This is a genomic window from Mycoplana ramosa, assembly GCF_041930185.1.
In the GTDB taxonomy this organism is placed as follows: domain Bacteria; phylum Pseudomonadota; class Alphaproteobacteria; order Rhizobiales; family Rhizobiaceae; genus Mycoplana; species Mycoplana ramosa.
On sequence record NZ_JBHEEW010000002.1, the window covers coordinates 273,792 to 286,135 of the forward strand.

Consider the following 12,344-nt stretch of genomic DNA (forward strand, 5'->3'; position numbering starts at 1 on the left):
AATATTCTGCGCGTTTGGAGCAAATGGAACTGCTTTCAAAGCCACGAACGACGAATATTTTTCTACTTTTCCGTGAAGTGGCGCCATCGCCTCCGCCTGATGAAAAATAGGCCGGCTGGTCGGCGTGTGGACCCGGTTTAGCGCCCGTCACCAAGCAGCGTCAGCGTACGCGGATCCGGCACGCCACCATGGAAGCGCTGCAGCGCCGCCTCGAACGGCGAAGGATCGGCGGCGGCGGCGGCAAACAGCGTCAGCGACGACCGGAACTTCATGTCGTCGGGTGAGCCGAAGATTTCGTGGGCTGACTTTCCGGGCACGGCGAGAACCGCCTCGACGCATTCTAAAAGACGGCGTCCAAGGATAGGGTCGGCCAGATAGGCCGAGGCCTCGGCGAGCGAACCGATGGCATAGCGCTGTGCCATCGCCGACATCCCGAGCCCTTCAATCTGCGGGAAAATAAACCACATCCAGTGACTCTGCTTGCGCCCAGCCCGCAGTTCTGCCAGTGCCCGCCGGTAGATGGGCGCCTGAGCCTCGTGGAAACGAGACAGGTCGTAATCCACCGCCTGGCTCCATCACTGCATAAGGATGACGACGCAAAGCCGAAGAGTAGCACGGTTGGTGCGCGTTGGCACCGCCCTGCGTCCGGGCGTGGTCGAGCGCCGACCGCCTGATGCAGTCGAAGCAACGGGGAAGGCGCTCGTGCTCAACGCCGGTCATCGAGGCGGATCGGCGCATAGATCTCGATGATCTGCAGTGCTGCGTTGCCCGTCGGCATTGCGAACACCCGCCCCGGATCGCTTGAGCTGTCTGCCTCCTGCGGAAAGAACTGTCCCCAGGGATCGTCTCGCCATTTTGAAATGTCCGCCTCTGCCAACTGTGGTTTGCCCGCACGAACCGTGAGGATCCGGCCGATCAGCGCACCGGTCGACGGAAATGCCGGCGCCGCATTGGTCTCGAACGGTTCGAGCGGAATTGCCTTCAATGCATTGTTGTAGCCATCCAGGGAGTGGTACAGGCCGATAAAGATCTCATCGTCGCCGCCCGTGACGCTGGCAACGCCCGCCGTGACGAGCAGGAGATTGAACAGGCCCTGATTTTCTTTCCCGGGTGCCCGTTCGTTCTTCAGGCCGTTGGTCGACAGCCAGCCACCTCCGGCGTTCAACAGGAGGTGGCCGGGCCTTCTCGGATCGATCCTCAGCGACAGGCTGTCGAGCGGCACCCGGCCGAGACGCCCAAGCACCTCCATATTCGGCAGAAACTGTGCCCAACGCCCCTCGGTCGGCTCGGACCTTGCAGCGCCCTGCTTACCCGCATCGGCCCCACCGCGGCATCGGTTGGTGTGACCTCGAGCGACAGCGTCAGTTCCGCCTCGGACGTGTCCGCGGCGTTATCCGGCGGTGCATCAAGCCATCGGGTCTGCCAGGCGACAAACCAATGGCCGTCGTGCTCGCGGACCAGCAGCAGGATTTCGAACCAGGCAAACCGCTGACTGCCGTCCGGATCAATGAGGGAGGTGTGGCGGATCGTCAGCACGCGTAAATCGAAGGTGACATTCTTCAGCGTAACTTTTTCACTTTTTGCGCCGTCGATGACGAGCGTGCAGGTGTCGCCATCCCACTCGACCCCGATCTCCAGCGAACATTGCGCCGTTTTATCGGCAGTGATTGCCAGTTGCGCCTCGATGCTGATGTTCGCCGCTGACGCTTGTGGCGGAGCTGTGATGGTGTGCTGTGTGATCGACAGTTGACCAGACCTCGAGCGGGCAGGGGAGGCGGAGGTTCCGGCCCAGTAACCGGCGATACCTTCTGCGAGCACAAGGCGGCGGAATTCGAGCTTGCCCATCCACCACGCATCCGGATCTTCCATGGCAAAGTCGGGCGGGCGCACGACGAAGGAACTGTTCAGATAGAGTCCGGTTGCCGTCCCGGTGTCGAAGCCATGTCCGAGCGGGCCGCCGATCTTGACCGGCGCAACCGTCCGCAACTCGCCGACAGTTACGGGAGACCGCTTCTCGAGCGGAACACGATTTGACAACCCATAGGTCCGCACGAGCGGATCAGGACCGATTTCCACCGCCCGGGCGGTCCTCTCTTCACTCTCTGGCGAAATCCGCAGCTTGGCGCGATTGGCAACTTCGACGCCCGCCAGCATCCACTCGGCAAGCCCTGCGTTTTCGTACCAGGCGCCATCGACGACGGCGAGTACGCCGGAGACCGGCAAGGCTTCGTCGCCCTCTTTCAATGCGCGCGTGAGCGGGAGAACTGCCTTGATGCTCGGCTTTGGAACGTCGGCGGGCGCAGCGGCAGGCCGCAGAATTCGATACCAGGGGGTCGTCCAGAGCCCGCTGGAACTCTCCCACTTCGCCGACTCTGGCGACAGTTGCGTGCCGATTGCCGCATAGGCTGCTTGTATTGGGCGTCTTGCCCGATCTCGAGGGCAAGGGTCTTCCTGCCATTGCTGATGGTGTAGAGTCGCATTGCGAGCTTGATCGCGCCTGCCATCCTGCCCTCCACTCGGCCGTCGACATCGACCGTCGGCTGCGCGCATGGGCGCCGCCGGCGAGATCAGCCGACTGTCTCTTCTCGGATCGTCGCTAGCCCCGCGACCTGGACGTTACGTGCAGAACCACCGAAATGGCTCGTCTGCGAACACGCCACCAAAGCCGGGCAGCAAAATTCTCCGCCGCCCTCGGAAATTCCCGACAGGACATCTGGCTTTGCGCATCTTTAACTTTATGCAGATGTTTCAGCTTATCACGAATTTCCTGAATTACAATCTAGACGAATTTCATTTCAGTAATTACCATCTTTAGTTGCGACCAAAATGATCCCGGGGCCGTCCGCGACATTCGCGTTGGCCGGGACGATGCCAAATGGCGTCGCCCAATGCATTTCCCTGTCAATCGCCGCAGAACTTGGCTCGACCTTAGAGTCGACAATGGTATCATTGCTGGAAAACAAGGACTTGCACGCGCGGTGCGGGCCGATACCAAGGAGAGGTGATGTCCATGACGGCAGAAAAGGTGGCGCTTGTGACGGCAGGTGGCAGCGGCATGGGGGCTGCAACAGCCCGGCGCCTTGCGACCGACGGTTTCCGCATTGCGATCCTCTCCTCCTCGGGCAAGGGCGAAGCACTGGCAAAGGAACTGAACGGGGTGGGGGTTACGGGCTCCAACCAGTCGAACGACGATCTGAAACGGCTGGTCGATCTGGCGATGCAGGCCTGGGGGCGGATAGACGTCCTGGTCAACAGCGCCGGTCACGGGCCGCGCGCGCCCATCATCGAGATCACCGACGAGGACTGGCACAGGGGGCTTGACGTCTACCTCATGAACGTCGTCCGCTCCACCCGCCTCGTCACGCCCATCATGCAGGCCCAGAAGGGCGGCGCGATCATCAACATCTCCACCGCCTGGGCGTTCGAGCCTGCGGCGATGTTTCCCACCTCGGCCGTCTTCAGGGCCGGGCTTGCCTCCTACACGAAGATCTTCGCCGACACCTATGCCGCCGAAAACATCCGCATGAACAACGTGCTGCCGGGTTGGATCGACAGCCTGCCGGCAACCGAAGAGCGTCGCGCCGCCGTTCCCATGCAGCGTTATGGCCGCAGCGACGAGATCGCCGCCACGGTGGCCTTCCTGGCCTCGGAGGGCGCCGGCTACATCACCGGGCAAAACATTCGCGTGGACGGCGGACTGACACGCTCGGTCTAAGGCGAGGCGATCGACCGAGACCTCATCCGCTGCGAAATCCCACAATCCCTCCTGACGGCTTTCGCTGCCGCAGGTCGCACCGGTTGAATGCGGCGCGACTGACAGATAGGTTCCGCGCGAACTGTATGCCCTCGGAGGTTCTCTTGAATTTAGTTCCCGCGCGCGTTCTGGTCGCTTTTCTCCTGTCAATGCCTGCCGTTGCTCGCGCTGAATGGCAGGCGGTCGAACACGTGCGGACCTACGCCATCAAGGGAACGACCGGCATGGAACTCTACCGTTCGATCGGCGAGCGGGGGCCGGAGGTCAGGGGCAGCCGCGCGATCGCGTTCACCGATTTCAAGCTGACCTGGTCGCGCAAGTATGAACCGAGAAACGGCGGCTGCGTGCTCGCCTCCGCGCGGCCCAACCTCGTCATCACATACATGCTGCCAAAGCCCGCCGAGAAGCTGCCGGCGCCGGTCCGCGCCAAATGGGAGACATTCATTGCAGGCGTCCAGGCCCATGAACGCGTGCACGGCGACTTCATCAAGGACATGGTGCGACAGATAGAGGACGTTTCCGTTGGCTTGACCGTGGCCGACGACCCCGACTGCAGGAAGATCAGAAAGGAACTCACCCGGCGACTCGGCCCCATCTCGAAAGCGAAAGGCAAGCGCGACAGCGACTTTGACCGCACCGAACTGAAGAGTGGAGGCAACGTCCGCCAGTTGGTCGTTGACCTTGTGAACGACGGGTTAGGACCTCTTTAGCCACAATGCGCGCGCAGAGGCGGCCGTCTCCTTGTGCTGTTTGCAGCCCCCTGGCGCTGCTGCCATTTTCGCATCGACCTGATCCCCTTTATGAGGTCTTTTCGCTCGTTAAGAAATGGGCGAGCCTGTGCGCCTCGTCGATCCGACCGTGGATCCATCCCGGGACAGCGCCCGATGTGCATGCAAATTTCACAAACACCGACACGCTCGCTGCTTAAGTAATTGATTTTCCAATCACAATGGCAGAGATGCGGCTGTACCGGCGTCCTGCCTGGCAGGCTTCTGGGGGCCGGAGCGAAAGGGGCTGTTAACCTTTATTTTCTATTCCGAGGGCAGGGGTTTCATGCCTTCCGGTAGTTCCAGCGTTGCAGGTATCCATGCGTCCTTCCCGTACGAATTCGCCCACCGCTCAAGACGTCTCCGCGACCCGTAGCGTCAACGCCGGCCAAGTCCGGCCAGCAGCCGCGGGGACGCTCCCCGGTATGACTATCACCGGAGAAGTGAAGGCAGGGTCCGACCTGCCGGCCTGGCAGAGTGCCTTCGTTCTCGGGCCGAATGTCCGCTTCACGCGAACGCCGGAAAGCGCATATGCGCGCAAGCCCGCACCAGCAGTCGAGCCGACAAAACCGGAAAAAGCCGTCGACGCCGCCGTCGACCAACTCCAGGTCGCGCAGGAGGTCACCCCTGCGCCGGCTCCGAATCCCGCGGATCTCGACAGCGCGGTCATGCGCAAGATCGAAGGCGGGCATGGACGGGCGCCGTCGGCCGAACCGCGCACGGCCCCGCCGGAGGCCACCGCGGCACAGAGCATCGAAGGCGACAACGGTGCCTTGGCTCTCTACCTGCGCCTGAAGCGCGAGATGACCGAGACGCGTCACGAGCTGCGATCGGCTCCCGCAGAGCCGGTTCGGGCCGCTCAGACGAGCGAGCCGAACGGCCCGCCTGCGCAAGCGTCGCTGACTGCCACGCCGGCGAAGCCCGCTGGGGCATTCGGTCTTTCCATCTCCGACTACGCCCTTTGGGAGGTCATGGGCCCGGATGTCGACCTCGCCGGACTTGCGCCGGCGGACCGCTTGGCGCTGCCCCACTTTAACGCAAGCCCGGATTCGCCCGCCTCGCTCTACCGCGAAGTCGTCATCAGACGCAGACAGGCCGGCGCGGCAGCTCGGATCGAAGGCGAGTCAATCGCCGCGGCGACGCCGGCGGCCGTCCAAGCCGAACGCGGCAGCGCCCGACCGATGACCAGGCCGTCGGCGGCCGGCCCGGCTGTCGTGACTGGCGCACGTCCCGTCGCCAGTTCGGCGAGCCCTGTTACCCCGCCGAACCCGTCTGCAAATGCAACGACCACGAAGCCAGCCACCCCACAGGCCTGGGTACGATCAGTCGCCGCGCGTGTCTCCGTTCAGTCCGGAACCAGCTTGCCTACGCCGGCGGCAGCGACAGACGCAGCGGAACCCGCGCCAGCACAAATCGGTCAGGTCGCGGACACCGCGAGTGATGGGGCATTCTCCGGGCTGCCGTCGTTGGCGGTGTTCCAGGCCGCGACCATGCAGGTCATGGCGACGGCCGGTGCGTGGCAAATGCCCCCGCTGATGTCCGCCTCGTTTGCGACGCCGGACGAAGCGCCGACGATCGCCGCTGTTGTGGAAGAAGTTCTGCCGCCGACGGCTGATCACGGCAATAAGGATGCACCGGCTGCTGCGACGCCGGTTGCACGACCGGCGCTCACCGCCTCGCGTTCGCTCGCCCGCTCCGGCCTGTTCTTTGCGGTCGACAGCAATCCCGACTACGAATTTCCGCCCGTCGACCTCCTGCAGCAGCCGGCAGGCGAGCAGGCGCATACCATGACGCAGGAGGCGCTGGAGCAAAGCGCGGGCCTGCTCGAAAGCATCCTCGAGGACTTCGGCGTCAAGGGCGAGATCATTGATGTGCGGCCCGGCCCGGTCGTCACCCTCTACGAGTTCGAGCCGGCACCCGGCGTCAAATCCTCGCGCGTGATCGGCCTGTCCGACGACATCGCCCGCTCCATGTCGGCGCTCTCGGCGCGCGTTGCCGTCGTTCCCGGCCGCAACGTCATCGGCATCGAACTTCCGAACGCCGTGCGCGAAACCGTCTATTTCCGTGAACTGATCGAGTGCGAGAGCTATTGGGAAACGAAGTTCAAGCTGGCGGTGTGCCTTGGCAAGACGATCGGCGGCGAGCCGGTCATTGCCGAACTCGCCAAGATGCCCCACCTGCTCGTCGCCGGCACGACCGGCTCGGGCAAGTCGGTGGCGATCAACACGATGATCCTGTCCTTGCTCTATCGGCTGAGGCCGGAGGAATGCCGGCTGATCATGGTCGATCCCAAGATGCTGGAGCTTTCCGTCTATGACGGCATCCCGCACCTTCTGACCCCGGTCGTGACCGACCCGAAGAAGGCGGTGATGGCGCTGAAATGGGCCGTTCGCGAGATGGAGGACCGCTATCGCAAGATGTCGCGCCTCGGCGTGCGCAACATCGACGGCTTCAACGCCCGCGCCGCCGCCGCCCGCGCCAACGGCGAAACGGTGATGTGCGACGTGCCGAAGGGCTTCGACCGCGCGACCGGCGAACCGACCTACGAGCAGGAGGAGATGGATCTCACGCCGATGCCCTACATCGTGGTCATCGTCGACGAGATGGCGGACCTGATGATGGTCGCCGGCAAGGAGATCGAAGGGGCCATCCAGCGGCTGGCGCAGATGGCACGCGCCGCCGGCATCCACCTGATCATGGCGACGCAGCGTCCGTCGGTCGACGTCATCACCGGCACGATCAAGGCAAACTTCCCCACCCGCATCTCCTTCCAGGTCACCTCGAAGATCGACAGCCGTACGATCCTTGGCGAGCAGGGCGCGGAGCACCTGCTGGGTCAGGGCGACATGCTGCACATGATCGGCGGCGGACGGATTGCCCGCGTGCACGGCCCGTTCGTCTCCGACGCCGAAGTCGAGGCCGTGGTCGCCCATCTGAAGACGCAGGGGCGGCCGGAATATCTCGGTACCGTCACCGAGGACGCCGAAGAGGACGACGCGGCCGAGCCGGAAGAGACCGCGGTGTTCGACAAGTCGGCCATGGCCGAGGAGGACGGCAACGACCTCTACGACAAGGCCGTCAAGGTCGTGCTGCGCGACCGCAAGTGCTCGACGTCCTATATCCAGCGCCGCCTCTCGATCGGCTATAACCGCGCCGCTTCGCTGGTGGAACGGATGGAACGCGATGGCCTGGTCGGGCCGGCGAACCACGTGGGCAAGCGCGAGATCCTGAACGGCAGCAACCGCGAAAGCGTGCCGCCCATGGAGATTTCGGATGACGAGGATTAAGGGGCTCGCCACGGCTTAAGCTGTGGCGGCAGGCCCGTCGCGCCGGACCTCCACAGAGGCTAGCGACATGAATTGAGTGGCGTCCGCCGCTTCGTTGTCGAAGCGGCGGACGATGTCATTCAGGCATCCGGACGATGCACCGTCTTGACCTCAAGGAAATCCTCAAGCCCGAAGATGCCACCCTCGCGACCGTTGCCCGACTGCTTGTAGCCGCCGAAGGGGCTGCCGTAGCGATGCGGCCCACCGTTGATGTGGACCATGCCGGCGCGAAGGCGCGCGGCGACGCGCTCGGCGCGATCCGGATCGCCCGTCTGGACATAGGCGGCAAGGCCATAGTTCGTATCGTTGGCGATCGCGATCGCCTCTTCTTCGGTATCGAACGGGATAATCGCCAGGACCGGACCGAACACCTCTTCACGCGCGATGCGCATGTTGTTGTTGACGTCGGCGAAGATCGTCGGCTTGACGAAATAGCCGGTCTCGAAGCCTTCCGGCTTGCCCGGACCGCCCACCAGCACCCGGGCGCCTTCGGCAACACCCGCCTCGATCAGCGCCTGAACGCGGCCGAACTGGATGTGCGAGACGAGCGGCCCGATGTGGCTGCCCTCCTCTTCCGGATTGCCGACCGTAGCCGCCTTGCCCGCCTTCTCAGCAATCGCAACGACCTTGTCGTACACCGACCGCTGCACGAGCATGCGGGTCGGCGCATCGCAGGACTGGCCGGAATTGTTGAAGCACTCGGCCACGCTGCCGGCCACGCGATCTTCAAGATCGGCATCCTCGAACACCAGGTTGGGCGACTTGCCGCCGAGTTCGAGCGTCACACGCTTGACGGTGTCGGCTGCATCCTTGCTCACGGCAATGCCGGCGCGGGTGGAGCCGGTGAACGACATCATGTCGATGTCCTTATGCTTGGAGAGAGCCGCGCCGCACTCGATGCCGTCGCCGTTGACCAAGTTGAAGGTGCCGGCCGGGAACCCGGCTTCATGGACCATCTCGGCATAGAGGAGGGCGTTCAGCGGCGTGAATTCGGAGGGCTTGAGAACGCAGGTGCAGCCGGTCGCAAGGGCAGGCACAACCTTCAGTGCGATCTGGTTGATCGGCCAGTTCCAGGGCGTGATCAGCCCGCAGACACCGATCGGCTCGCGCCGGAGGACGTCGCCGTTCGGAAGCACGTCGCGCATCTTCAGACGCTTCAGCGCATCGATGAACCCCTGCAGGTGGCCCACGCCGACATCCGCCTGCTGTTCGGTGCTCATGGTGATCGGGGCGCCGAGCTCAAGCGTGATCGTGCGGGCCATCTCGTCGTAGCGGCGCTTGTAGATCGAAAGCAGCTTCTCAAGAAGCGCGATGCGTTCGTCCACGCTCGTCTGGCTGTAGGTGGCAAAGGCCTTCTTGGCCGCGGCGACAGCGCGATCGATATCGGCGGCCGTGCCCATGGAAATCCAGGCGATCGGCGTTTCCGTCGCCGGATTGATGACCTCGAGATCGTTGGCCTTCAGCGGATCGACCCACTTGCCATCGATATAGAACTTGCGCTTATCGAGCATGCTTTCCTCCGTCGCATTTTTCTTCCGAATTCCGCCCCACCGAGCTGGTCGGTGAGTTCGCGCAAACTGTCGACTTTGCCGCAACAAAGAGCAATAGGTCTGCGGAAATTAATTTGATCACATTTCTCAAAGTGTGATCGTTTTCCGATCAGTCCCGGCCAGACTTGGCGTAGAAGCTCTGCACATCGGCGGTGAATTTCCGCCGCTCGTCGGGCGCGGTATAAAACATGTGGCCGCCGCGATAGACCTTGAGGTCCGCTCGGCCGGAGGAGAGCGAAGGTGGCAGGTGATCGATGACATAGCGGCTGGCACCGTAAGGCGTCAGCGCATCACTGTAGCCATGCGCCACCAGGAGCCGGAACGAAGGCACTACCGACAAAAGGTCGCGTAGATCCTGCACGGCGCTGGCCTCCGATCGCGCGCCATCCCAGTCCCAGCGCCGGTTCACGTCCTTGTTCAGAAGGCGATAGGACAGCTCGGTGGAAAAGCGCAGTTCGTCACGAGCGTAGCTTGCGAAGGCCGCGCCATAGGCCCGCGTATAGCCATCCAGAACCGGATCCGCCCCGCGGTCGATCGGCGTCTCCGGGTAGGGGTCTTCCATGAGGACGGCGGCATCATAGGGGCTTACAAGCTTGCCCTCCGCTGCGGCAAGGTTCTTGGTGTAGACGTCGCCGACAAATCCCCTGTTCCGGGCGACCACCTCCTGCTTGATTCCCGTCAGTTGCGCGATGCGCGCGTAGAAGCGCTCGGCCGTTTCTCCCACGGGAGCTGGACCGGCGAGCGAGACGAGATACTCGCCCATCGCGAACCCTTCCGCCTCGGCCACCGCCTGTTCGCTGAAGGCCGCCTTGCGTTCCAACTCCGCGGCGACCAACGAGGGAAGTTGCAGCGCCGCCCCCAACGGATCGTCGGACGAACTCAAGACAAACCGAGCATCGATCAGCGGGGAGACCATGACAATGCCCGAGACGACGAGCCCTTGTTCGTCCTTCAGTGCGCTTGCCACCTTGGCTGCGCGAAGTCCGCCGTAGCTTTCGCCAAGGAGGTATTTCGGCGAAGCGATGCGGCCGCTCTTCTGGATATAGAGCGCGATCGCCTTTGCCAGGCTCTGGGCGTCCTGCCGCACGCCAAAATAAGCCGATTCCGCATCCTTTCCGGCCGGGCGGCTCCAGCCCGTGCCCACCGGATCGATCAGCACGAGATCGGTGAAGCCGAGCCAGCTGTCGTGATTGTCGGCAAGCCGCGGCTGCGTACCGTCGCGATTGCGCGCGTCGAATTCGACGATTCGCGGACCGACCAGCCCAAGATGCAGGTAGGCAGAGGCCGCACCGGGGCCGCCATTGAAGGCGAAGGTGATCGGACGATCGGCAGAAGCGCCATCCGCCACGTAGGCGGTATAGAAGACCTTGGCGTTGATCTTGCCGTCCTGATTGCGCAACTCGAGCGTGCCCGCGGTGGCCGTATAGGCGATTTCACCGCTCGAATGCTTCAAGACGTGCCGGGTGGCTGCATCGGCGGGCAGCAGGTTCAACATGCCGCCATTCTGCTCCTGGTTCTGGTCCTCGCCCCGATCCTGCGCGGGCAAGGATGAGGGAACGGCAAGCAAGAGCAGGGCGACGATGGCCAGGAAGGGATGGAAACGCAAAGTAGGGCTCCTTTCGCCCGCCTCCCGATCGGAATCAGTCTAGGGATGGCGACGGCCTATCGAAATTCAACACTATTTGATCACGGCGCGACCACTGTCGGCTGGGGGGTCCGGCGAACCTCGAAAGGTGCCGCTATTTCTCCATCGCGCCCTGCACCCACTGCTGGAAGCGGTAGACGTCGAATTCCTGCGGCATCAGTGTGCCGCGCTCGAACTTCTCGCTCTTCAGTCCGCGCTGGTTCATCTCGCAGGCCTCGCCATCCTGGCGCATGACAAGGCTGGCAAAATCCACCACGTTGTCCACATTGAATTCCGGCGCGGCAAGCGTATCGGGCGGGAAGAGCCATTCCGCCTTCAGCTCGGTCAGTTCCGGCCCGAGCGGGCGCAGCGACACCGCACGGACATAATCGACGTGGGCGACGATGAACATCGTCGGCACCAGGGTGACGAACGTCTGCCCGGCGTCGCGTTGAGCCTGGGTGAGGCCCGAAAACTCAGGACCGCAGGGCCGGCCGTCCATCGTCCAGCTCCTTGCGCCCGCCTTCAGGACCGGATCGTGCCGGTCGGTCTCCGGCCGCCAGTCCGGCGCCTCGTTCGGCGCCATGTAGCCCTTCGAATAGATCGGCACCATCTCCGACAGTTCCGGATGGATGCCGGGGCAGTGCAGGCACTCGTTGTAGTTTTCCCAGAAGATCTTCCAGTTGCAGGCAAGGTTCTTGACCCAGGTGTGGCCGGTGACCAGGCTCCGCATCGGCCAGTTGTCGAGCGCATTGGGGCCCAGATCGGGAGCAGAAGCAAAATCCGGCGGACTGTCGGCCAGACAGACGAAGAGAAAGCCGTTCCACTCGCGGACGTGCACCCGGAAGAGCCCATGATCCTCCTTCCTGAAGTCGGCGGTGGCAGAGACGAAGGGCGTGCGCACCAGATCTCCGGAGAGGCTGTAGCTCCATTGGTGATAGGGGCAGGCGATGAGCTTCGACTTCAGGGGCTTTTCGTCTGCCGCGCAAAGCTCGGCGCCGCGATGGCGGCAGGTGTTGTGAAAGGCGGTGACGTCGCCGTCGCGGTCCTTGACGAGAATGAGGTTTTGCCCGCCGACGAAAAGCCGCCGCATGGTCATCGGCGGCAGGTCGTTGTCGCGGCCGACATAGATCCAGTGCCGGCACCAGATCGCCTTCTCTTCGGTAGCAAACCAGGCCGGATCGAAATAGGCGCGCGCGGGAAGCGAGGGCGGGCAGCGATCAAGGAGAGGTGACCCCGGCGGCGGCGCACTGATTTCGTTCATCGTTTACCTCCCCAACGGATATGTCATGGCGAACAAGCCTGAAATCCGGAGATAAATTT

9 protein-coding genes are annotated in these 12,344 nt (G+C 63.3%); 3 read left to right on the plus strand and 6 right to left on the minus strand.

Annotated features, from left to right (window positions below; translation table 11 throughout):
- Window positions 1-137 precede the first annotated feature (137 nt).
- The 3 genes from JNC62_RS03835 to JNC62_RS03845 all read right to left on the minus strand — a co-directional run bounded on the left by JNC62_RS03835 (window position 138) and on the right by JNC62_RS03845 (window position 2,244).
- The gene (locus JNC62_RS03835; RefSeq protein WP_374836120.1) at window positions 138-563 is read right to left on the minus strand and encodes a DUF1810 domain-containing protein; all 426 of its coding nucleotides are present in this window, start codon (window positions 561-563) and stop codon (window positions 138-140) included.
- 143 nt (window positions 564-706) lie between these two features.
- Window positions 707-1,243, minus strand: a complete 537-nt coding sequence (locus JNC62_RS03840) for a hypothetical protein (RefSeq protein WP_374836122.1) — start codon at window positions 1,241-1,243, stop codon at window positions 707-709.
- Window positions 1,198-2,244: a hypothetical protein gene (locus tag JNC62_RS03845; protein ID WP_374836124.1), complete on the minus strand. Its 1,047-nt coding sequence runs from the start codon at window positions 2,242-2,244 to the stop codon at window positions 1,198-1,200. The genes JNC62_RS03840 and JNC62_RS03845 overlap by 46 nt, the downstream gene beginning before the upstream one ends.
- A 766-nt stretch (window positions 2,245-3,010) precedes the next feature.
- Here JNC62_RS03845 and JNC62_RS03850 point away from each other — a divergent pair.
- The 3 genes from JNC62_RS03850 to JNC62_RS03860 all read left to right on the plus strand — a co-directional run bounded on the left by JNC62_RS03850 (window position 3,011) and on the right by JNC62_RS03860 (window position 7,808).
- Entirely contained in the window at window positions 3,011-3,715 is a 705-nt protein-coding gene (locus tag JNC62_RS03850; protein WP_374836337.1) for an SDR family oxidoreductase, read from the plus strand.
- Between the two features lie 125 nt (window positions 3,716-3,840).
- Window positions 3,841-4,464, plus strand: coding sequence for a DUF922 domain-containing Zn-dependent protease (locus tag JNC62_RS03855; RefSeq protein WP_374836338.1), 624 nt, complete (start codon window positions 3,841-3,843; stop codon window positions 4,462-4,464).
- A gap of 482 nt (window positions 4,465-4,946) precedes the next feature.
- Window positions 4,947-7,808 carry a DNA translocase FtsK gene (locus JNC62_RS03860; protein ID WP_374836126.1) on the plus strand — a complete coding sequence of 954 codons (2,862 nt, stop codon included), beginning with the start codon at window positions 4,947-4,949 and terminating at the stop codon, window positions 7,806-7,808.
- A 119-nt stretch (window positions 7,809-7,927) separates the two neighbouring features.
- On the opposite strand, the gene JNC62_RS03865 is transcribed toward JNC62_RS03860, so the two are convergent.
- From JNC62_RS03865 to JNC62_RS03875, 3 genes are all read right to left on the minus strand, one after another.
- Complete coding sequence (locus JNC62_RS03865; RefSeq protein WP_374836128.1) at window positions 7,928-9,358, minus strand: aldehyde dehydrogenase family protein; 1,431 nt, start codon at window positions 9,356-9,358, stop codon at window positions 7,928-7,930.
- Between the two features lie 148 nt (window positions 9,359-9,506).
- Window positions 9,507-11,003, minus strand: a complete 1,497-nt coding sequence (locus tag JNC62_RS03870) for a S10 family peptidase (RefSeq protein WP_374836131.1) — start codon at window positions 11,001-11,003, stop codon at window positions 9,507-9,509.
- A 133-nt stretch (window positions 11,004-11,136) separates the two neighbouring features.
- Window positions 11,137-12,285: an aromatic ring-hydroxylating oxygenase subunit alpha gene (locus JNC62_RS03875; RefSeq protein WP_374836133.1), complete on the minus strand. Its 1,149-nt coding sequence runs from the start codon at window positions 12,283-12,285 to the stop codon at window positions 11,137-11,139.
- Between the last annotated feature and the right edge of the window lie 59 nt (window positions 12,286-12,344).

Coding starts and splice junctions, on each gene's coding strand:
- JNC62_RS03850 (WP_374836337.1), top strand. CDS start 3,011: ATGACGGCAGAAAAGGTGGCGCTTGTGACGGCAGGTGGCAGCGGCATG.
- JNC62_RS03855 (WP_374836338.1), top strand. CDS start 3,841: ATGCCCTCGGAGGTTCTCTTGAATTTAGTTCCCGCGCGCGTTCTGGTC.
- JNC62_RS03860 (WP_374836126.1), top strand. CDS start 4,947: ATGACTATCACCGGAGAAGTGAAGGCAGGGTCCGACCTGCCGGCCTGG.
- JNC62_RS03865 (WP_374836128.1), bottom strand. CDS start 9,358: ATGCTCGATAAGCGCAAGTTCTATATCGATGGCAAGTGGGTCGATCCG.
- JNC62_RS03875 (WP_374836133.1), bottom strand. CDS start 12,285: ATGAACGAAATCAGTGCGCCGCCGCCGGGGTCACCTCTCCTTGATCGC.